Origin of the sequence: Paraburkholderia ribeironis (genome assembly GCF_900019265.1) — a bacterium.
GTDB classification, from domain to species: domain Bacteria; phylum Pseudomonadota; class Gammaproteobacteria; order Burkholderiales; family Burkholderiaceae; genus Paraburkholderia; species Paraburkholderia ribeironis.
On sequence record NZ_CYGX02000083.1, the window covers coordinates 20,268 to 42,013 of the forward strand.

17 protein-coding genes and 1 pseudogene are annotated in these 21,746 nt (G+C 64.8%); 9 read left to right on the top strand and 9 right to left on the bottom strand.

Going from position 1 to position 21,746, the window contains the following annotated elements; genetic code table 11:
- Positions 1 to 136 precede the first annotated feature (136 nt).
- Together BN2475_RS29160 and BN2475_RS29165 are read right to left on the bottom strand one after the other, a co-directional pair.
- On the bottom strand, positions 137 to 1,405 hold the full coding sequence (locus BN2475_RS29160; RefSeq protein ID WP_094782896.1) for a hypothetical protein: 1,269 nt from the start codon (positions 1,403 to 1,405) through the stop codon (positions 137 to 139).
- A 444-nt stretch (positions 1,406 to 1,849) separates the two neighbouring features.
- On the bottom strand, positions 1,850 to 3,385 hold the full coding sequence (locus BN2475_RS29165) for an MDR family MFS transporter (protein WP_174642071.1): 1,536 nt from the start codon (positions 3,383 to 3,385) through the stop codon (positions 1,850 to 1,852).
- 75 nt (positions 3,386 to 3,460) lie between these two features.
- On the opposite strand from BN2475_RS29165, the gene BN2475_RS29170 reads away from it, so the two are divergent.
- Positions 3,461 to 4,252 (top strand): TetR/AcrR family transcriptional regulator, encoded by a 792-nt coding sequence (locus BN2475_RS29170; protein WP_094782897.1) that lies wholly within the window; start codon positions 3,461 to 3,463, stop codon positions 4,250 to 4,252.
- Positions 4,253 to 4,798: 546 nt separating this feature from the next.
- On the top strand, positions 4,799 to 5,311 hold the full coding sequence (locus BN2475_RS29175) for a response regulator (protein ID WP_094782898.1): 513 nt from the start codon (positions 4,799 to 4,801) through the stop codon (positions 5,309 to 5,311).
- Positions 5,312 to 5,468: 157 nt separating this feature from the next.
- On the opposite strand, the gene BN2475_RS29180 is transcribed toward BN2475_RS29175, so the two are convergent.
- Positions 5,469 to 6,053, bottom strand: coding sequence for a Fur family transcriptional regulator (locus BN2475_RS29180; protein WP_094782899.1), 585 nt, complete (start codon positions 6,051 to 6,053; stop codon positions 5,469 to 5,471).
- A gap of 186 nt (positions 6,054 to 6,239) precedes the next feature.
- Entirely contained in the window at positions 6,240 to 6,866 is a 627-nt protein-coding gene (locus tag BN2475_RS29185; protein ID WP_094782900.1) for a glutathione S-transferase family protein, read from the bottom strand.
- A gap of 252 nt (positions 6,867 to 7,118) precedes the next feature.
- Here BN2475_RS29185 and BN2475_RS29195 point away from each other — a divergent pair, with 252 nt between their 5' ends.
- Complete coding sequence (locus BN2475_RS29195; RefSeq protein WP_094782902.1) at positions 7,119 to 8,804, top strand: ATP-binding domain-containing protein; 1,686 nt, start codon at positions 7,119 to 7,121, stop codon at positions 8,802 to 8,804.
- 27 nt (positions 8,805 to 8,831) lie between these two features.
- Here BN2475_RS29195 and BN2475_RS29200 read toward each other — a convergent pair whose 3' ends face one another.
- On the bottom strand, positions 8,832 to 9,779 hold the full coding sequence (locus tag BN2475_RS29200; RefSeq protein WP_094782903.1) for a phosphoribosyltransferase: 948 nt from the start codon (positions 9,777 to 9,779) through the stop codon (positions 8,832 to 8,834).
- Positions 9,780 to 10,064: 285 nt separating this feature from the next.
- Between BN2475_RS29200 and BN2475_RS29205 the strand changes: the two genes are divergently transcribed.
- The gene (locus BN2475_RS29205) at positions 10,065 to 10,607 is read left to right on the top strand and encodes a putative pterin-binding protein (protein ID WP_094782904.1); all 543 of its coding nucleotides are present in this window, start codon (positions 10,065 to 10,067) and stop codon (positions 10,605 to 10,607) included.
- A complete protein-coding gene (locus tag BN2475_RS29210; protein ID WP_094782905.1) occupies positions 10,577 to 12,421 on the top strand; it encodes an ATP-binding response regulator in 1,845 nt (614 codons plus the stop codon). The genes BN2475_RS29205 and BN2475_RS29210 overlap by 31 nt, the downstream gene beginning before the upstream one ends.
- A 198-nt stretch (positions 12,422 to 12,619) precedes the next feature.
- Here BN2475_RS29210 and BN2475_RS29215 read toward each other — a convergent pair whose 3' ends face one another.
- The 3 genes from BN2475_RS29215 to BN2475_RS29225 all read right to left on the bottom strand — a co-directional run bounded on the left by BN2475_RS29215 (position 12,620) and on the right by BN2475_RS29225 (position 15,490).
- Positions 12,620 to 13,474, bottom strand: a complete 855-nt coding sequence (locus tag BN2475_RS29215; RefSeq protein WP_094782906.1) for a helix-turn-helix domain-containing protein — start codon at positions 13,472 to 13,474, stop codon at positions 12,620 to 12,622.
- Between the two features lie 418 nt (positions 13,475 to 13,892).
- A complete protein-coding gene (locus BN2475_RS29220; RefSeq protein WP_094782907.1) occupies positions 13,893 to 15,233 on the bottom strand; it encodes a type II toxin-antitoxin system HipA family toxin in 1,341 nt (446 codons plus the stop codon).
- 2 nt (positions 15,234 to 15,235) lie between these two features.
- Positions 15,236 to 15,490, bottom strand: coding sequence for a helix-turn-helix domain-containing protein (locus BN2475_RS29225; RefSeq protein ID WP_094782908.1), 255 nt, complete (start codon positions 15,488 to 15,490; stop codon positions 15,236 to 15,238).
- Positions 15,491 to 15,874: 384 nt separating this feature from the next.
- Between BN2475_RS29225 and BN2475_RS29230 the strand changes: the two genes are divergently transcribed.
- The 4 genes and pseudogenes from BN2475_RS29230 to zwf all read left to right on the top strand — a co-directional run bounded on the left by BN2475_RS29230 (position 15,875) and on the right by zwf (position 20,539).
- Positions 15,875 to 17,215, top strand: coding sequence for an NAD(P)/FAD-dependent oxidoreductase (locus tag BN2475_RS29230; protein ID WP_094782909.1), 1,341 nt, complete (start codon positions 15,875 to 15,877; stop codon positions 17,213 to 17,215).
- Positions 17,216 to 17,243: 28 nt separating this feature from the next.
- Positions 17,244 to 17,603 (top strand): annotated as a pseudogene (locus tag BN2475_RS29235) (C39 family peptidase); the annotation flags it as partial.
- Between the two features lie 178 nt (positions 17,604 to 17,781).
- On the top strand, positions 17,782 to 18,717 hold the full coding sequence (lhpI, locus tag BN2475_RS29240) for a bifunctional Delta(1)-pyrroline-2-carboxylate/Delta(1)-piperideine-2-carboxylate reductase (protein WP_094782910.1): 936 nt from the start codon (positions 17,782 to 17,784) through the stop codon (positions 18,715 to 18,717).
- Positions 18,718 to 19,057: 340 nt separating this feature from the next.
- Complete coding sequence (zwf, locus tag BN2475_RS29245; RefSeq protein ID WP_094782911.1) at positions 19,058 to 20,539, top strand: glucose-6-phosphate dehydrogenase; 1,482 nt, start codon at positions 19,058 to 19,060, stop codon at positions 20,537 to 20,539.
- A gap of 119 nt (positions 20,540 to 20,658) precedes the next feature.
- Here the strand turns inward: zwf and BN2475_RS29250 are convergent, their stop codons facing one another.
- Positions 20,659 to 21,615, bottom strand: a complete 957-nt coding sequence (locus BN2475_RS29250) for a LysR family transcriptional regulator (protein WP_143325960.1) — start codon at positions 21,613 to 21,615, stop codon at positions 20,659 to 20,661.
- Positions 21,616 to 21,746: the final 131 nt, after the last annotated feature.

Genomic DNA, 21,746 nt, shown 5'->3' on the forward strand with positions numbered 1-21,746 from the left:
ACCAGTGAGCCGGTTGCCATGTCATGTTCGATGCGCTTTCACGGCTATGTCCGTGTGTTGCCGCTCAAAGGATACGCAATAGCGCGTGCGATTAGTGCGGATAGCGGCGAACTAATTCGGTATCCAAACAAATTATCTACTCGTCGGGCGATGTCTCGGTGGAACCACTGGTGCTGTTCGGTGCCGCGTGCTTCCAACCGGTGTGCCTCAACGCATGTGCGTGCGCTGTGCGACCATTCGCGCCGCGCCCGGCCGTGCCCGCGGTGCCTTTTGCGTCGGCGGGCGGCGCGGCCGGGACGAGTTCGGCGGTGGCCGGCATCACTGCGGGCAAGGGCGCTTGCAGTTGCGCCTGTTGCGATGCCGGTACAGGCTGCGCTTGCGCAAGCGGCTTGTCTTGCGCTGGATCGACGTTCGAGGCGTGCGGGCTGAGTGGCGCCCAGCCGGTCTCACGAATCACGCGTGCGAGAATGCTCTTCGCCGTGTCGTTGCCGGTGTCGAGCGTGAGCGCCTCGTTGGCATGCTGGCGCGCGCAGGGCCACGCTTGCTGAGCGACGCACAGTTGCGCAGCCTGCAACGCGGCGTCGCGACGCGCGGTCAGCGGCCGCAGCTCGGCGGCGAGATTCTGCGCGTCGGCGTTGCCCGGTTGCAATGTTTGCGCGGCGCCGAGCGCGACTTGCGCGGTGGACAGATCGTTGGCGTGAAACGCGAGGCGTGCGGCCTGCAACGCTTGCGCGGCATCGTGGAATTGCGTTGCGGGTTTGGCCGGCGCGGCGGCTACCGGCGGCGGCGTGACGGGCGCGGGCTTCGGCGCGGTAGCCGGAACGGCGGGCCTGACTGCGGCAGATGGAGGCTGCGATTGAGTCGATCGAGTCGATTGAGTCGCTGCGAACGGTGCGATCGTGCCGGTCGTTGTTCTGGCGTCCTGATTAGTGTTGGTGGGCTGTTCGAGACTCACGTCCGCCGAATCGTTGTTGTCGCTCCATAGTGCATAACCGACATAGGCCAGCACGATTGCGACGCCAGCCAGCATTGCGAACAGCACTGTGCGAACCGTCAGTACCGGGCGCGGCGCAACCGGCGGGGCGTCGAGGGGTGACATCGGCGCATGGGGCGACACGAGCGCCGTACGCATTGCGGGTTCGGCAAGCGCAGCGTCATCGGCTTGCACTGCGTGAGCCGTGGAATCGTTTTCGTGTGGCGGGTTCGGCTCGTCGTCGGACTTTCGCGCGGACTTGTTCGTGGCGCTCGCGCGGCTGACGGGAATCGCGCTGTGTTTGTGCGATCCGGTATCGAGCGGGTGCACCGCGCCGCAATACGGACAGTAGTCGACTTGTCGGTACAGCGCACCGCCACACCGTTTGCAGGGCATCGGAAAGCTATGCCCGAGTGCGTTCTGGGTGGACATGTCGTGGACCCACCTGTGGAAAACGATGCCGTTAAGGCATGCTCCGGATCGCGTTGATGCTGGAGCATTGTCCGCGGAATCACGATCCACATGCGCCGGAGAGTCTTGAGACGCAAGCCACGCTTGCGTCGGTTCCAATATGTGGCGTTTCGTTCGCAACGTCAATCAACGTTCCTACCAATCGCAACGTCGAACGATATTCGCTCCATTTCTATGTGCGCTACCACACATAAACCGGTATGACGAAACGCGGTCTATGTCGGCAAGACGAATCGGTGCGAGATTTTTTCACGCGCGCTTCATGTAGCGGCGAAACGTGAACAGGTTGCGGCGGCGGTGCGCCACGCGATCGGGCGAGCATCGAAACAACACGAGGTCGACGCATGCGGCGTTCGACCTCGTCGTTAAGCACTTGCATCAAGCGCCTCGTGAGCACACAGGCGCTCAGTGCTTGCGCAGCGGATGATCTTTCAACAACCATGCGAGCACGAAGGCCAGCACCACCACGCAGGCGGCCGCGAGATACACCGTGTGCAGCGCGCCGGCGAACGCGTGCAGATAGTCGTCGCGCAATGCTTCGGGTAACTGATGGATCGCGGCGGGGCCCAGCGCGTGCGGCAGCTCGGTGTCGGGTGGGAGCAGTTTCTCGAGGCGGCTCGCGAGCCCGTTCGAAAACACCGCGCCGAAGCCGGCCACGCCGATGGAGCCGCCGATCGAACGGAACAGCGTCGCGCCCGAAGTGGCCACACCCACGTATTTGAATTCGACCGTGTTCTGCACAGCGAGGATCAGCACCTGCATCACCATGCCGAGGCCGCAACCGAGCAGACCCATGTATAGGTACATCACATGAATCGGCGTGTTGAGCTGCAGACGCGAGAGCAGCAGCATCGCGACCGCCACGAGGAAGGTGCCCATGATCGGGAACATGCGGTACCTGCCGATCTTGCTGATCAAACGGCCGGTCACCATCGACATCATGAACAGACCGCCCATCATCGGCAGCATCTGCATGCCGGCTTGCGTTGGCGTGGAGCTTTTCACCACCTGCAAATAGAGCGGCACGAACGTGACCGAGCCGAACAGCGACACGCCGATGATGAAGCCGATCAGACTGCTCAGCAAAAACGTGCGTTGCCGGAAGAGTTCGAGCGGCATGATCGGTTCGACCGCGCTGCGCTCTTCATGAATGAAACCCCAGATCGACACCAGCCCCATGCCCAGCGTGAACCACAGTTGCGGCGACGACCACGGCAGGATCGTGCCGCCCTGGCTCGTAAACAGGATGATGCAGGTGAGCGCGCCCGCGAGAAACGCGGCGCCCATGTAGTCGATGGTGTGCTTCACGTGACGAACGTGCGGCCTGAAGACCGCGCCGATCACGACGAGCGAAACGATGCCGAGCGGCAGGTTGATGTAGAAGATCCAGCGCCACGTGAGGTGTTCGACGAGAAAGCCGCCGAGCAGCGGCCCGATCACCGTGGCGAGACCAAACACGCCGCCGAACACGCCCTGGTAGCGGCCACGCTCGGCAGGCGGAATCACGTCGGCGATCGCGGCCATCGTCACGACCAGCAGCCCGCCGCCGCCGAGCCCCTGCAGCGCGCGCAGCACGATCAGCTGGGTCATGTTCTGCGCGGCTCCGCACAATGCGGAGCCGACCAGGAACACGATGATCGCCGTCTGCAGCACGATCTTGCGGCCGAACAGGTCGCCGAATTTGCCGTATAGCGGCACGACGATGGTCGAGCTGAGCAGGTAGGCAGTCACCACCCAGGACAGATTGTTGAGCCCGCCAAGTTCGCCGACGATGGTCGGCAGCGCGGTTGAAACGATCGTCTGATCGAGTGCCGCGAGCAGCATGACCAACAGCAGCGCCGGAAACAGCAGACGGATAGGCGGGTGGCCGGCGGTTGGCGAGTCTGCCCGTGAGTCCGCCTGGACAGGCTCGGCGGATTGAGTCGTGGTCGGATGTTTCATGGCGCCAGTGCATTGAAATTAATTAATTCGAAGATTAATATATTCGACATCGCTTCACTCGTCAAACTGAATGCTATGGCAAGGATTCCGTCAGGTGAACCCGCGGCGAAACAGGCGACATCGGTCGCGACGTCCGCAAAAGCAGGCGACGCGCCGAAGCGCGTTGTCCAGGCCGCGTCGCAGAAGGCTGGTTCCGCGACCACCGCGTCCGCGACCACCGCGCCAGCCCGCCGCCCGGGCAGGCCGACGGGCGCAGCGCGTGGTCCACAGCAGCGCAGCCGTCTGCTCGACGCTGCGCTCGCGCTGTTCGCGCGGCAGGGAATCGTCGATACCACGCTTGGCGAGATTGCCCGCGAGGCGGGTTTCACGCCGGCGATGATGCACTACTACTTCAAGACGCGCGACCAGCTGCTCGATGTACTGATCGATGAGCGCTTCGCGCCGCTGCGCGCGGGCCTCGGCGCGCCGTTTGAGGAGCACCCCGACGATCCGGTGGCGGCGATCACGCAGCTCACGCAGCGGCTGGTGCAGGTGGCGAGCGAGCATCCGTGGTTTCCGTCGCTGTGGGTGCGCGAAGTCATCAGCGACGGCGGCCTGCTGCGTCAGCGTATGTATGAACGGTTCGGCGACGCGCATCAGAAGGCGTCGCTGTCGTACATCGAGCGCTGGCAACGGGAAGGGCGTCTGAACGCGGGGTTGGAGCCCGCGCTGGTGTTCGTCACCTTGCTCGGGCTGACGATTCTGCCGCTCGCCACGCTGAAGCTGTGGCGCAACGATCCGCTACGATGCAAGATCGGCGGCGCGGAAATCGCGCGGCATGCGGTCGCTTTGCTGGTTCAGGGAATCGGACCGAACAAAACAGACTGAGGCCGCGTGTGCGTCGACCTATGCGGACGTTGGCCGACGCCTCGACTCGCCGGGCGCGGCTGGCCGACGCTGCGCTCGCAACCCGGCGGCGGCCCGGCGCGACAGCGGCGGCCCTCTCGAACGGAATTACCACGGCACCGCCTGCGTCGCCCACGATGACATCGCCCGCCGACACGGCAACGCTGTCGCACGCGCTCCGCACCCGGCCCCACACCCGCGCAATACCAGGCCGACGAGGCACGTGACGTGCTACCCAACGGGATGAACGCGAACGCCACGCAAGCTGACCCAGCTTGCCGCTGTCGCAGAACATTGCAAAACACGCATGACGCTGGGCGGAAAAAGACCGTGTGAACGGGGTTTGCACATGCCGCCGTGGCGGATGCTGTGTCGGCATCGGTCGACCAGGGGTGGGCGCCGGTGGCCGGTTTTTCATCGGCGCGCAATTTGGGCGCGTTACGTTACTCTGCGCACGTGTTGCGTCCGGGCCATGTTTTACAATCTTGGGCCAGTGTGCAACTCGGTGCATGAAATCGAGTCGGAACCATGAACAGCAACATCGCAGCCGCGCAAGTCCGCGGCAAGCAGCGGGAAGAAACGTTGGCCACCTCTGACGGCCTAACCGGTTTTCTAGAGCAACAACAGGAAATGAACGCAGCATTGAGACTGGATCAGGCAACGATCGTGCTTGTAGAAGACGACCCGGATAGCCGGGAATCGCTGACCTTGTTACTCGAGGCGGAAGGCGCAAAGGTCTGCGCCGTCGCGGATGCGGAGGAGGGCGTCGAAGTGGCGGTGCGGTTGTTGCCCGACGCGGTCGTCTGTGATCTGGATTTGCCGGCCATGGATGGCTTCTATCTGATCCAGCGGCTGCGCGAGCATGAAATTCGCAGCGATCACTTGCCGTCGGTCGCGGTGGCGCTCACCGGTCACACGGAGGACGCCTACCGTTTGCGCAGCATCGGCGAAGGCTTTCAGCACTTCATGACCAAACCGGCTTTGCCCGACGACCTCGTAACGTTGCTGCACGACGCGATCGACGCCCGCGCGGCGCGCTGACCGGCGTCACAGCCGGGCGGTGGCGGTAGCCGCCACATAGTGAGCCGCGTGCTCCGGCGTAAAGTCGCAAGCATTCGGCGCTTTGACGCGCGCCGGAATTCCTGCGGCCCGCAACCCGGGTCGGCGGGGCCGCCTCTACTTCGCGGTTACTTCGCCGTCACTTTGCCACTACCGCCGGGGTCGACGCGCGTGATCCGTCAGTTGCCGCTTCGGCCGCCTGACAGGCTGAACATAAGCCCTTCAATTCGATTTCGTCGCTGGCGAGGCGGTAGCCCGCATCTTCGATTTGTGCGACGAGCGCCTGTCGCAGCTTGGGCTGATGCAGCTCGGTGACGCTGCCGCATTGCTGGCAGACCACCAGGATTCCGTGCTGGCATTGCGTCAGATCGTGGCAGACGGTAAACGCATTGATCGATTCGATCCGGTGCACGAGCCCCGCCGAGAGCAGAAAGTCCAGCGCCCGGTACACCGTGGGCGGCGCGGAGCCAGGGTGAATCTGGCGCATCTCGTCGAGCAGCGAATACGCCTTGGTCGCGCGCCCGGAATTCAGCAGCAATTCAAGCACCTTGCGTCGAATCGGCGTGAGCTTCTCCCCGCGTTCCCGGCAATATTCTTCCGCGAGCATCAGCGCGGCTTCCTGCGAATCGCCGTGCGTATGCACCGGCTCCCCGGCATGAGCGGGATGGGCGGAAGTGGCCTGGTCGGTGGTCGCGGTGGTCGCGGTGGGCTTGGCGGTCTTCATGCGTCGATTATAAAGGGGTGCACGGCGCGGGGTGCGCGCCGCGCCAGCGCACGAGGCGTGTGGCCGCCGTGAGTATGTGCTGTGACGAACCAGCACGCGCCGCGCTCAAGTCGCGGCAGGACGGATCGCACGCGGCTTGGCAGAAAGCGCCGCGTGCTTGCGTCGCAAAGCTGGACTGGGCGGCTCTCAGGTCAGCGGGAAATCGACGTACTTCCTGAAACCCGAGCGCGCCCCAATGCGCATATACCAGCGCTCCAGATTCGGCAGCGGCGCGCGCTCCACGCCGTCCAGTCCGAACCAGCGTTTCGCGTATGAGCCGATCACGATATCGGCCAGCGTGAAGTGCTCGCCTTCGAAAAAGAAGCGTCCCTGCAGATGCGTGTCGAGCAAGCGCCACAGCAGGCTGACCGCGCTGAGATCGACGGCGAGCTTCGCGGCATCGCGCTGCGCGTGCGGCGTGCGCACGAGAGCCCAGAACACTGGACGTTCGGTGGGTTGCAGCGTCGAGAGCGACCAGTCCATCCAGCGATCGATCGAGGCGCGCAGCTTCGGCTCGGCGGGATACAGCGGACTCGATTCGCCATATTGCAGCGCCAGATAACGCAGGATCGAGTTGGATTCCCACAGCACGAAATCGTCGTCGACCAGCGTCGGAATCTTGCCGGTCGGATTCATCGCGAGATAGTCGGGTTCGTTGTTGCGGCCGAATTGCAAGCCGGCGTCGATGCGTTCGTACGGCAGCACCAGTTCGTCGCAACACCACAAGACTTTCTGGACATTAACCGAATTGGCACGTCCCCAGATTGTAATCATCCAGTCAATCCTTCCTTACAGTTGTACGGTTGGCAAGCCGGGCACGGCGCGCGGCGTTCAGCCAACAACGATACACGATGCGCGCGGGCTGCGTGCCGCGCAGGGCGCGTTGCGCCAACCGAAACGGCGAACGTGCGAACGTGCGAACCGGCGAACCGGCGAACCGGCGAACCGGCGAACCGGCGCCGACGCGCCACGCCAATGCGATGGCGTTGCGTACAATGTCCGCACCCGAATTCGACGAGGCACCGCATGGCCCGCATAGTTCCCGACGACTGGAAGAGCCTCGCCGCCACCGGCGCGGCGGCACGCGAACGCGAAACGCTGGCGTTGCTGGAAGAGGCGCTGCCCGCCGACTACACGGTCTATCACGGCGTGCACTGGACGCGCCTGAACCAGAACTTCTCGGTATTCGGCGAGGCTGACTTCGTGATCGTCAGCCCGGCCGGGCGCTTGATGATCGTCGAACAGAAAACCGGTTTTCTGCGCGAAACGCCGAAGGGACTCGTCAAGGTCTACCTGCAGACCGAGCGCAATGTGGCGATCGCGCTCGCGCATACCATCGAAGGTTTGCACCGGCGCTTCACCGCGGCGTTTGGCGCGGGCACCTACTTCATCGAGGAACTGCTGTACTGTCCCGACCATATCGTCAAGGATGCGGCGATTGCCGGTGTGAATCCTGCGCGCATCGTCGACGCGACGCGGCGCGACCGGCTCGCGGCGGTGATCCGCGCAGCGCTGCCGGCCGACGAGCCGCGCCTTGCCTGTGCGTCGAAGATCCATCACTTTCTCGCCGACGAACTCGCGCTCACACCCGACGCGAGTGCGCTGGTCGGCCAGGCGGGCACGCTCGTCACCCGGCTCGCGGGCGGTCTCGCCAGCTGGGCGCGGCGGCTCGAATTCACGCCGTTTCGGCTGCGGGTGATCGGCACGGCCGGGTCTGGCAAGACCCAGCTCGCGGTGCAAGTGATGAAGGACGCGGCGGCGCGCGGCCAGCGGCCTCTTTATGTGTGCTTCAACCGGCCGCTGGCCGATCACATCGCACGGGTCGCGCCGCCCGAGGCGAAGGTGGCGAACTATCACCAGTTGTGCGACTGGATTGCGCGCGATGCGGGCCGTGAGCCCGATTTCCGGTCCGCTCAGGTGTTCGAGGAACTGGAAACCCGGTTCGCCGACACGCCGATCGGACCGCGCTGGCAGTTCGACGTGCTGATCGTCGACGAAGGCCAGGACTTTCAGCAGCCGTGGGTCGCCGCGCTCGAGCGGCTGTTGCGTCCCGGCGCCGCGTGGTGGTGGCTCGAAGACCCGCTGCAGAATCTGTACATGCGCGAACCGGTCGCGCTGCCAGGCTGGACCACGCTGAAGGAAACCACCAACTATCGCAGTCCGCGCGACATTCTCGACTATGTGCGCGACGTGGTCGGCGCGTCGGTGCCGCTCGCCGCGGCGCTCGCGTCGGGCAGTCCGTTCGACGGCTCCGATATCTCTCTGTCGGTCTACGACGAAGCGAACGCCGCCGAAGGCAGCATCGAGGCCACCAAGCGCGCGATCACGCAGGCGCTGTCGCTCGGCTTTCGCAAGCAGGACATCGTGGTGCTGTCGTTTCGCGGCCGCGAAGGCTCGGCGATGACGGCACAGGATCACCTCGGGCCGCATCGGCTGCGCAGCTTCACCGGTAAGTACGATCTGTTCGGCAACCCGGAGTATCGCGAAGGAGACGTGCTGTTCGAGTCGATCTATCGCTTCAAGGGCCAGGCGGCGCCGTGCGTGATTTTCACCGAGATCGACTTCGATGCCTTCGACGAGCGCATCGCACGCAAGCTGTTTGTCGGCGCCACACGCGCGACGATGAAGCTGATCGTCGTCGCCTCACAACGGGCCGCACGGCATCTGCATTTGCGCGATAGCAAGCAAGTGCGGGACGCGCGAGAAACCTGACGTTCGCGGCGTCGCGTTCGCGGCGCATCAGCGCCAGGCGCGTGCGCCGACCAGCATCCCGGTTCGTGTGAGCGCGTCCCACCAGATCACGCGCAACAGCGGCGCCTGCTGTGCAATCAGCAGCGCCTGCACCGGATCGCTCTCGACAAAATGCGTGACGCCGCCGCGCAAGGCGGCGGTGGCCTTGTGCGCGGCGGCGCCGGCGGGACTTTCATCGTGCGCGTCGGGGCTGCGCATCGTCAGTTGCATATGGCCGAAGCCGTGCCGTGCGAGCCATGCTTCGGTGCGCGCACGATCCAGTTCCGGGCGGCCGGTGATGATCATGCGAACCCGCTGCAGATCGATGCCCGGCAGCACGTCAAACGGCAGCAGTGCATCGCGCTCGGCGAGCGCGGCGGCAAGATCCTCGTCGTAGCGCGCGAGCGGCACGTCGGGCAGCAGAATGCCGTCGAGGTCGATCGCATACGTCGCGTATTCGTGATCGTTTGCCATTGCGGGCGCGGTGCCGGCTGCGACGCGCTCCCAATCTTCCCGATAACGCTCGGTATAGGCCTGGCGCTCCCATGGGAACAGCGCGAAGTAGCCGCGTGCGTCGATCGCGTAGTCGGGTTGCGTGCGGCTCAGGTCGTCCACCGCGGCGGTCAGCGTCCTGACTGCAAGTCCGTGCCGCTGCAGGAACGCGATGCAATCGGTCAGCGTGAAGCCGCGTCCCGCAATGTCCTCGCACAGCAACACGGTCGAGCCCGCGGGCGGGATCGGCAGCGTCGAGTCCCATGCGACCGCACGCGAGTGCCGGTCATAGCGCAGGAACGCAACCGGCGTACCGACCGCATGCGAAACCATCAGCGCGAGCGGTGCGCCGCCGCGCAGAATACCGATTGCCATCGCGAAGCGCTCGGCGAGCAAGGCGGGTTGCAGCGACTCGATCCAGTGGTCGAGTTGTTCGTACGTCAGGGGCAAAACCGGCTTGTTCATGACTCTTGTGGGCGTCGCGTGGCGCTTGTCGGGCGATCTGTCCGGGGCGGGCGTGCGGCGGCCTCCTCAATTTTGAGATAAGGAATTTTTGGCGATATTATGCATGCGGTTCAGATATCGCGTGTCGGGGTGGCGCGCGTCGTCGGCGGGGGCGAGTCTTGATTGAGCGCGCCATCGTCGCCGGGTGGAGACAGGCAGGGGGGACAGACGGTCGATAGCGCCGCACAGGCTGCATCGACGCAGTCCCGGGCTGCCCGCAGGAAAACACACAAGGATAAAAAACAGATGACCTGGCTGATCGCAACACTGCATCGCACAAACGGCGCGCTCAGGCGCGCACGCTGGGCCGCCGGCCTGATCCTGGCGGTGGCCGCGTGCGCCGCGCAGGCGCAGTCGGAGGCTGCGTCGCTGGAGCTCGACGTGCAGGGCAAGATCGGCAAGACCACCGATGCGGCGCACCATTTGTATCATTTCACCGAGGCCCAACTGCTGGCCCTGCCGGTCCATTCGATCACGACATCCACCACCTGGACGCCACGCTCGACCTTCACAGGACCGCTGCTCGCAGATATTCTGAAGGCGGTCGGCGCATACGGCACCGAGGTCGAATTCCATACGCTCGACGACTACACGTACAGCGTGCCGGTGTCGGACTGCGATCGCTACGGCGTGGTGGTTGCGTATAGCATGAACGGCCGGCGCCTGAAGATCAGCGACTTCGGGCCGCTGTTCCTTATCTACCCGCGCGACGCGTACCCCGACGAACTGACGGGCGCGTCGGGCGATTCGAAATTCGTATGGCAGATCAAGGCCCTCATCATCAAATAGCGCGTCGTCCGTGGCGTCGTGTCTTCTACGTGCTGATCTGGCTGACCGCGCTCGCGGCGCCGGCCGGCGCGATCGGCTATCTGCTGTATGCGAACCTGCTGAACCCGCGCGCCACCGAGCAGTTGACCGGCACGTACGACGGCTTCTATTGGGACGCCGCGCAACTCCAGATCGCCTTTGCACGCTTCGAGAACCAGTTGCTGCTGTACCAGTCGGGTGGCGACGACGACTATCAGCGGCTGATGCTGCGCTTCCAGCTGCTGCAATCGAAGCTGCATGTGATGGCCGGTTCGACGCATCAACTGACCGCGCAGCTCGCGTTGCTACAACGGCAACTGGACGAGATCCGCTCGCTCGATCATCTGCTGGTTGAAATTCAGCCTGAGGTCGATGCATTGCGGCAGGACCGCAGCCGCGCCGGTCAGATCGTCGGGCAAATGCGCGAGCATTGGAACGAGATCAACGATCTCGCGCTGAGCCGCCGTTTCGCCGACGTCGCCGACCGCGAAGCGATGAACCGCGATTTCATCAACAAGCGGCGCATGCTGTTCGCGGGCGGTCTGTTGCTGCTGTTGCTGTCAGCGGCGGCGACCCTGCTGCTGGTGCTCAACGGCCGGCGCCGTGCGCGGCTGATGGATCAGCAGCACGCGGCGCTCGCCGCCGAGCACCAGGCGAGCCGTGCGGCGCGCGAGGCGAGTCTCGCCAAGGACGCGTTTCTCGGCATGATCAGCCACGAGCTGCGCACGCCGCTGCATGCGATCGTGTCGTCGATCGAGTTGCTGGGCTTCAACTATCACTCCGAGGCGGACCGCAAGGTGATCCAGCGGCTCGAAACCGCGGCGCGGCATCTCGAAGCGCAGATGAAAGACCTGACCGACTACGCGCGTTTGGGCGCCGGCAAGCTCGAGCTGCGTCACGAGCGATTCGAGCCGCGCGAGTTGCTGGCGTCGATCGTCGATGAACACGCGATGTCGGCCGCGGCGCGCGGTCTCAAGCTGGAAAGCGAGGCGAGCGGCATGGGCGGGCCGGTCGATTCCGATCCGCACCGGATCCGCCAGATCGTCAATAACCTCGTCACCAACGCGATCCGCTACACCGAGACCGGCACGGTGCGGGTGCAGTTGCGGCAGCGGCCGGCAGCGCTGATCTTCGTGGTCAGCGATACGGGGCCGGGCGTGCCGCATGCGCAGATCCCGCTGATCTTCCAGGAGTTCACGCAACTCGACGCGTCGCGCACGCGCCGCTTCGAAGGCGCGGGGATGGGGCTGACCATTGTGCAGGGGCTGTTGAAACTGTTCGGTGGCACGGTCGATGTGGCGAGCACGGTGGGCGAGGGCACCACCTTCACCGTGACGATTCCGGTTGCGCCGGTCGCCGCCGCCGCGCCGCCCGGCGTCACAGCGGCGGCCGAGCCTGGCGGCGCGCGGCCGTGCGTGCTGATCGTCGACGACAACCGGCTGATTCGCGAATCGTTCAGTGAAATGGTCGCCCATATGGACTTCAGCGCACACACCGTCACCGATGCCGACGATGCGCTCGCGTGGCTCGACACGCACCGTTGCGACGTGGTTCTGCTCGACCTGCACATGCCCGGGCGAGACGGTTATACCTTTCTCGCCGACTTCGCAAAGCATGGCGGGCCATCGGCCGGGGTGCCGGTGATCGTGGTCAGCGCGTATGCGCCGGAGCACGAAGCGGCAGCGGACGCGGAGAGTGGCGCGCAGCCGTTCTTCGAGGCGTTGTTAAAGCCGGTTCATTACGAGGAGTTGCGCAACGCGTTGCAGCGGGCGCTGGCTTCGCGGCATACCGTGTGACGCAGAGTGTGAAACGCGGGGTATGACGCGGATCGCGGCGCGCGGATCGCGGACGGAACCTGACGGGCGGTGGGCACCAGGCTGGGCACGCACCGCCAGCCGCTGGCCGGCGCGTCAGGGTCGGCGCGTCAGGGTAGGCGTGTCAGGGCCGGCGCGTCAGGGTCGGCGCGTCAGGGTCGGCGCGTCAGGGTCGGCGTGTCAGGGTCGGTTGAGCCGCTTGGACAGATCGGCGACCAGGATCGCCATGCGCGCAGGCTTTTCATAGCATGCGACGTCGTAATCGCGGATCACCTGGCTGATCTCAGATTCGCTGGCCTTGCCGGTCAGCAGTTCCCCAGTCAGCACGAAGATCGGCGCGTCCGGATTCTCCGACGCGCGAACCGCGCGAATCGCGGCCGCCGAGGTCTGCGCGCCGAACAGCCAGTCGATCACGATGCCGTCGAACACTTGCGTCTGCAACTGTTCAGCGAAGGCCGCGAGTCCGTAGATTGCCACGGCGGCGAAGCCGCTGCGCTCCAGATAGTCGCGCAGATTGTCGGCGCTGGCCCGATCGTCGTCGACCACTGCGATGGTCGGCTTGTCAGTCTCCGCGCGGCGCGGATAAATTTCGATCTTGTGGACCTCGTACGCGCTTTGATACAGCGTGCCGTCATGACGTGTCACGCGCCATTGACCCAGCTTCGAATAGGCGACGAATTCCGGGCGGCTGCCCGGCTCGAGTGCGGCGCCGACCCACGCGGTGCAGGCCAGCTCGACCGGGCCGACGCAGAAAACGGCCTCCTGGGCGATTGCCCCGACCATGCCGGGATCGAGCGATTGCGCGCCGAACAGCTGGGCGGCCGGTTCGCCGAACACCTCGGCGACCTTTTTGATTTGCGACAGGCTCCACGGGCTGTTGCCGCGCAGCTTGCGGTGCCCCTGTGAAAAACTCAGATCGAGGATGCGGCACAGTTCCGTGGTTTGCTGGCGCTTGCCGATTCCATGCCGGCTCATCAACTCGCGCACGCGTTCGGCGACTGCAATGGAGTCAGGTGAGTTCGTTTCGTTGGCCATACTGCGTGAGAATCCGCCGTCTTAAAGGGTGCTGGAGGAGCGCGATACGTCAGGCGCAGCACGGTCATGCGCATTCGATGCGCGTTGAGCGGCTACGCAGGAGGACAGCAAACTTACTGTAAAAATATATCGCGGATGTGATTTTGGTTGGACCGTTGTGGGGCCCGTCGGTGCGAGGTAGGCAATGGACATTCGGTGATTTTTTATCTATTTAGCATAAAGCGTATTTTACCGATGAACCGGGCCGCGTCTGTAGGGAAATGTATCGGCGGGGCGGCGACCGTTCGGCGCGCTCGACGTGGCGGCGCACTCCTGTATGAGGCGCATGCCATAGCGGTCGCCGCCTGCCGCCGTCCGCCGCCCGCCCGCAGCCAGCAGCCTGCAGCCTGCAGCCAGCCCAACGCCGGCGTACGCCGGCCTACGCCGCTGGCATCTTGTCGAGCTTGGCCGCCGAGCTTTTCAGTCCTTTGAAGATCCGTTCGGCGACCTTGCCCGGAAACCGCCCGGGCAATTCCGCGGAGACCCGCTCGATCACCGCGGGCGTCTGTTCGATCAGCCGCTGGATCAGCGGCTCGGCGTCCGCTCCATACCCGCACTTCAGCGCCATCGTGTTGAAGTGGCGCCGCTGCACATCGCGAAACGCGTCGTGTTTGCTGCGCGACCACATGCCCATCGCAAGTCTGGCCTTGAACCATGACCACTGGTTGGGGCCGTTGCCTTCCACTGGCCAGATCGACATCACGTCGTAAAGCGGCGTCAGACGAAACTGGCCGCCGGCCAGCAGGCGGATGCTGAAGTTCTTCGCGTGGCCGTCCGGCGCCGCCAGCATCCAGAACAGGATCTGGCTCGCCAGCAAGGTTTCGAGGTCCTCGCGGGCCGTCACCGATTGCTGGAGAATTCGCGCGAGATCGCGCACGCCCGGGCCGCCTTCGTTTTCGTATTTGCGATGCGACGGCACGCCGTACACCTGACAGAAATCTTCCTGCGGCAGCCGCAACAGCCATTGCCCGCTTGAATGCAAGCGCCGGTCGAAGCGCTCGACGCTCAATACCCGCTGCTTGCCGAACGTCATAATCTGCGCGTTCGCGGTCGGCAGCCCATAGGCGCGCAGGATTCGCAGACACAGCCACTCGTTTTCGACCGAGGTGCTGAGGTCGGCGAGCCTGTTGCCGACCAGTCCGAGCGGCAGCTTGAAGATGTGCGAAGTGGGCGTCGCGCCGTGCGGCCGCTGCCATTTGCCGTCGTGCCACAGCAGTGCGGTTTTTTCCTGCGCGCCGGCGAGCGAGATGCGGAAGTCATCTGTTTCGTCGGGCGTGCCGAGCGGTGGATTGCTGACCGTGCGGGCCAGCGTCGTCTCGATCTCGTCGTCCGCGAGCGGCGTGCCTTCGATCCGGTCGACACCGGTCGGCACGTCGTCCGCGGCTAGCAACTGGACCGCGCCTACGCAATCGCGGCCGATCGCCTGCAGCAGGTCGAACGCATCGAGCGTGTCGGTCTGGTAGCGTTGCGCGATGCGCTTTCTGATCGACTCGCTGTCGGGCAGCAGGTTGTCGAAGTAGTTCAGCACTCGCTGCCCTTTGTGCGCCATGTTGCCCGGCGTGAACGGCAGCGACAGCGACAGCGGCCGACCCGCGGGCGAGCCGACCCACGCGGGATCGTAGGCGAACTCCATCGGGCCGCGGGCGGGCAGGCGCCAGGCGCCGACGCGCTCGCCGTTGGCCCATACCGACAGCGCCCGTGAATGCGTTTGCCGGGCCATGGTCACCACTCGACGATCGGTGCCGGTTCACGCACCGGCTGGTTCTTGTCGCGCAGTTGCAATTGCAGGCCGTAGATGCCGCACAGCGCCAGCAATTGCGTGAGGGTGAGGGCGCCCGCATCGGTCTCGAAGGCGGAAATGCGGCTTTGGCTGACGCCAATGCGCGCCGCGGCCTCGGCCTGCGTGAGGCCCGCTTGCCGTCGGCTAGCCGCGAGCAACTGAGCCGTCTGGTCGGACGTGGCGATGAGATGGAGCATGACGGATTATCCGTGAGACGAATAAACGTAATTTATGCGTGACACGAATATTTGTCAAATATTCGTGTCACGCATAATCTGCAAATATCTGTGTGGCGAATAATTTGCAAATATCTCCCAGACGAATAAATGGTGCCAGTGCTCGCAGATCCGGGACGGTCCGCGCTTGTCCTTGCCAGTCGCTTGCCAGTCCCTTGCCAGGTCGTTAGCCGCGTTCGTCGAGTTGCATCCGTCGAGTTGCACCCTTCGATCCGCGCGCCCGAGCGGGCTTTTCCGCACGCCAGCGCGGCCTGATCGTCCGCGTTACGGCCGGCAGGCATGGCGGCATTGCGGATAGCTCGCCTGCCTGCGAAGATGACGCCCACACCTGAAACCGCCTGACCGATGACCACGACTTACCCGCTGCACGCGAGCTTCACCGCCGCCGACCAACCGTTCCCGACCCAGGCCGACGTAGTGATCGCCGGCGCCGGCATCATGGGCTGCGCGGCCGCCTACTATCTGGCGCGCCGTGGTCTCGCGGTGGTGGTGCTCGATAAATCGCGGATAGCCGGGCAGCAGTCGTCGCGAGCCTGGGGTTTCGTGCGCCAGCAAGGGCGCGAAGCCGCCGAGGTGCCGCTGATGATGGCGAGCATCCCACTGTGGAAAGAACTCGAACGCGAGCTGAACTTCGACCTGGAGTGGCGTCAGGGCGGCTGCCTCTACGTGGCTTCCGACGAAGCGGACTGGGCCTCGTTCCAGCAATGGATGGACGTCGCGCGCCAATATGGGCTCGACACCCGCACGCTCGATCGCAAGCAGATCGACTCGGTCGTGATGGGCATGCAAGGCCCGGCGCCCGGCGGCCTCTATACCCCGAGCGACGGCCAGGCCGAACCGCGCCGTGTCGCAGCCGCCTTCGCGGCGCGGGCCGCGCAAGCCGGCGCGCTGTTTTTCGAAGGCTGCGGCGTGCTCGGCGTCGAGCGCGCGGGCGGCGCGATTGCCGGCGTGATCACCGAGCGCGGCACGCTGCGCACCTCGCGTTTGATCTGCGCGGCCGGTGCGAGCAGCTGGCGGCTGCTCGCCACGCTCGGCCTGGCACTGCCGCAGCAAGCCGTGCGCGGCACCTGCATGCGCACCAACCCGCTACCGCGCATCACCGCGTCGACGTTCTGGGGCCACGGCCTCGGCGTGCGGCAACGCGCGAACGGCGCGATCAATCTCGCCGACGATATGCAGGTCGACGTCGACATGACGCTCGGCCATTTCCGCGCGCTCAAGTGGTTTTTGCCCGAGCTGTGGAAGCAGCGCGGAAAGTTCAGCTTCCATCTGAATGGCGCGTGCTTGCGCGATCTGCGCGAGCGCTTGCCGGGCGGCGTGCCCGCAGGCGAGCGCGGGTTGTATCCGCGCGATTCGCATCCGCAGCCGAACGCGAGTCACGCGCCGCGAGCGCTGAACAAGCTGCGCGCGCTGTTCCCCGCGTTGAAAGACGCCCAGGTGGTCGAATCGTGGGCCGGTCTGATCGACGTGCTGCCCGACGGCATTCCGGTGATCGACGCGCCGCCGCAGGTCAGCGGACTGACCATCGCCACCGGTTTTTGCGGTCACGGTTTCGCGATGGGGCCGATCGTCGGCAAGCTGCTTGCGGAAATGAACGACGGCGGCCAGGCGTCGCTCGATCTGTCGGCGTTCCGTTTGCAGCGCTTCTTCGACGGCACGATGCAGCGACCGCGCAGCATGTTGTAATGACACCTGCCACCGCCACGTCCGACCGATGAACGAGCCGACGAACGAGCCAATACTGCGCCACGCCGGCGTACCGTACTACACGCAATGGGGCAGCCCCGCATGGGTGCGCGCGATCGTCGAGCAGCAGCGCGACCCGTGCGACGATCCGCATTGGCAGCGCAGCGGCTTCGCGGACCCGGAGCATTACCGCTTCTGGGCGCAACGTCTGTGCGGTCTGACGTGCCTCGAATCCGCGCTGGACTACTGGCGCATTGGCCACGCGCCGCGTGCCGCGCTGCTCGACGAAGCACTGCGACATGGCGTGTACCGGATGCGCGAGGACGGCGGCGTCGACGGTTTGATCTACCGACCGTTTGCCGTCTGGGTGGCCAGCGCGTTCGGCGTTCCCGGCATTGCCGGTCCGGCTGGTCATCGTGGCCACAGTCGGTTACGGTGACGTCGTGCGCGCGAGGGCTCGCACACGGTTCACCGACATCTTGCGCGAACATGCTGCGCGGCTGGGCGTTTGCGCCGCGCGCCGAATTGGACCTCAACCCGTCATCAGGATTGGAACGACCCCGCTCATGACCCACCCGACCACGCCGATTTTCGATGCCGCCGCGACCGCGCGGCTGATTCCGTATACGACGCTCGTCGATGCGCTGAAGCGCGCGAGCATCGACTATGCGCGCCAGCGCATTGCGAGTCCCGAGCGCCTCGTCGTGCCACTCAACGCTGGCGGCATCATGCTGTCGATGCCGGCCACCGCGCCCGATCTCGCGATCCACAAGCTCGTCAACGTATGCGCGAGCAATGGCCCGCGCGATCTGCCGACGATCCATGGCCTGGTGATGGCCTTCGACGCCGATACCGGCGAGCCGCTCTTCATCCTCGACGGCCCGACCGTGACGGGTCGCCGTACCGCGGCCATGTCGATGCTGGCGGTCGGCACCTTCGCCGCGCGTGCACCGCGCGAATTCCTGCTGATCGGCACGGGCACGCAGGCGCTCAACCATCTGGAGGCGATCGGCGAACTGTTTCCCGACGCGCGCATACGGGTCAAGGGCAGTGCGCCCGCGCGTGCCGAAGCGTTCTGCGCCGCGCATCGCGGCCACGCGCACGATCTGCAGCCGCTGGCGCAAGCCGACGCCGCAATTCCCGAATCGATCGACGTCGTGGTTGCGCTGACCACCAGCAAGCAGGCCGTCTATGACGAAGCGGCGCGACCCGGGCGGCTCGTGATCGGCGTCGGCGCATTCACGCCGGCGATGGTCGAGATCGGCGCACGCACCATCGCGGGCAGCGCGCTGTTCGTCGACGATCTGGCCGGCGCGCAACACGAGGCCGGCGACTTCATTCAGGCCGGCGTCGATTGGGCGGAAGTCGGCGGGATTGCCGGGGTGCTGGAGAATGCCGCGCCGTGGCCGTCGGACAGGCCGGTGGTTTTCAAGAGCGTCGGCTGCGCGGCGTGGGATCTGGCGGCGTGCCGGGTGGCACGCGCGGCGCTGGTCGGCGGCTGAAGCGTCGGCGAATCGCTTGCCGTGAAGCTGGGAGAGCGGGTTTGCGGGCCGAGCTTGCGGGAAAGGCGGGCGGCCACGGCCCGCAACACTGACCCGGAAAAATAGCGGTTCACAAAAAGCACCCGCTTGAACCGCATAAACCTCAAAAAGGCAACGCGCCCGCCGCCTCGGCTTGGCATCTTGCGCGAACCTGTGGCAGATGTAGCCGTGCAAACAATCTCAAAACGTTGCACCATAAGCGTTCGCCAGTAAAAGTACCGGCACCGCCAGCGCGGGTTCTCCCGGATCTTTTCTGGCCCTTTGATCGACGCCTTCTCCATTACACCGCTGCGACCGCGCTATGACGAACCAACATGCTTTAGCCACTCCCGACCTGCCGCTCGACATGATCATCTTCGGCGGCACCGGCGACCTGTCGTTTCGCAAGCTGCTGCCCGCGCTCTACATGGCGCACCTGCACTGCAATCTGCCGCCCGACACCCGCATTGTCACGATCGGCCGCAAGCCCTGGTCGCGTGACGAATACATCAGCGAGTTCATGGAGCAGAAGGCCAAGCCGTTCATCGAAAAGAAGGCATTCGATGCCGCCGCCTGGGACAAATTTCTCGCGATCTTCGAGTACGTGCGGATGGACGTCGACTCGGCCGACGACTACCAGCGTCTGAAGGAAGCATCGCGCGACGGCGCGCACCGCGTGTTCTATCTCGCGACGTCGCCGGACCTGTTCACGCACATCTGCGATCACCTTGCGTCGGCGGGGCTGGTCGACGGCAATTCGCGCGTCGTGCTGGAAAAGCCGCTCGGCCACGATCTGGCGTCCGCGCAGGAGATCAATACGGCGGTCGGCAAGCACTTCAGCGAAGCGCAGATCTACCGGATCGACCACTACCTCGGCAAGGAAACCGTGCAGAACCTGATGGTGCTGCGCTTTGGCAATCCGATTTTCGGTCCGCTGTGGCAGGCGCCGTTTATCAAGAGGGTGCAGATCACGGTCGCGGAAACGGTCGGTGTGGGCAGCCGCGCAGGCTTTTACGACAAGACCGGCGCACTGCGCGACATGGTGCAGAACCATCTGCTGCAATTGCTGTGCATCGTCGCGATGGAACCGCCGGTATCGCTCGACCCGGATGCGGTGCGCGACGAAAAGCTCAAGGTGCTGCGTTCGCTGCGCCCGATGACGCCCGAGGACATCGCCCGCGATACCGTGCGCGGCCAGTACACCGCCGGCGCGGTGGACGGCGAGGCGGTGAAGGGCTACCTGGAGGAAGACAACGTGCCGGCTGGCAGCCGCGCCGAGACGTTCGTGGCGTTGCGCGCGCAAATCAACAACTGGCGCTGGGCCAACGTGCCGTTTTTCCTGCGCACCGGCAAGCGGATGCAGAAGAAGCTGTCGGAGATCGTCATCGAGTTCTCCGAGCTGCCGTTTTCGATCATTCCGAGCGGTGGGCGCAACTACGGCAACCGTCTCGTGATCCAGTTGCAGCCGGAAGAATCGATCCAGTTGCAGATGCTTGCGAAGGAGCCGGGCAGCGGCATGCACATGCTGCCGGTGAACCTGAATCTGGATCTGCAGCAGGCCTTCACCGAGCGTCGCGCGGAAGCGTACGAGCGTTTGTTGATCGACGTGATTCGCGGACGTCTGACGCACTTCATGCGCCGCGACGAACTGGAGGCTGCCTGGGCGTGGGCCGAGCCGATCCTGGCAGGCTGGAGCAAGTCGGGCGAGCGGCCGCGCGCTTATACGGCGGGCACGTTCGGGCCGACGGCGTCGACCGCGTTGATGGTTCGCGAAAATGCTGTGTGGGCGGAAGAGTCGCAGTGAGCGATTTTTCGGCTGACGAAGCGCCGGGGTACGCTGACGCTCGCGTATCCGATGCATCCTTCGTTCGCAACGCGGACCACTGACGTGTCGACTCGCCGCGCGCCTGCATCGAACCCGCCTCAGGCGGGATGCAGGCCGCGCAGCAACTGACGCACACGCGACAGATCCTGGTCGACGTGCTCCGCTTTTTCGAACAACTCCGCCAGCCAGTCGACGAAGGCCCGCACGCGCGGTGATACGCGGCGGTTCTTCACGTAGGCGACCGAGACCGGCATGGGCACGGGTTTCCATTGCGGCAGTACTTCGCGCAGCAGACCCAAATCGAGGTAGGGCTGGGCGGCGATCCGCGCGGGTTGAATCAGGCCGAGGCCCTGGAGTCCGCAGGTGAGATACGCCTGTTCGTCGCTGAGCTTGACGAAGCCTTTGACCTTGACGTTTTGCGCTTCGCCGTCCACTTCGAAATCGAAGTCCACTTCGCGGCCATTATGCGGCGACATGCAATTGACCGCGACGTGTGCCGGCAGATCGTCGAGATCGACGGGCGTGCCGTGCCTTGCCAGATAGGCTGGACTTGCGCAGGTCACGTGTTCGAGCGTGCCGAGCTGTCGCGCGACCAGGTTCGAATCCGGCAATTCACCGAGTTGGATGCTGCAGTCGATTGCTTCGGAGATCAAATCAACTGTGCGGTTGCTTACTCCGATCGCCAGATCGAGGTTTGGATAGCGGGCGTGGAAGTCATCCAGTGCTGGCAGGACGATCGCGCTTGCCACCGCGCCCGGCATTTCGATGCGCAGACGCCCCGTCAGGTTGTCGGTGGCGTGGCGGATGCTGGCTTCCATTTCGTCGATATCGGCGAGAATTTGCGCGCAGCGTTCGTAGTAGGCGGCGCCTTCCGGCGTGACGCTCAGACGCCGCGTGGTGCGGGCGAGGAGTGCCGTGCCTAGCAGCGCTTCCAGATTCTGGACGATGGTGGTCGCCGTCGCGCGGGGAATGTTCAGGGATTCCGCTGCGCGGGTGAAGCTGTTGGTGTCCACGATTCGGATGAATGTGCGCATGGCGGTTATTCTGTCTATCACGGTGGAGACTCCAATTTGGGGTAGGGTTTTTTTTTGCTTGCGCGGCGCTTTGGGTGGGTTTCTTGGGGTGTTGGCCTTTTCTTGATTTGCTTGTGGTGTTGGTCTTTATTTGAGTTGTTTTGTGGTGTGGG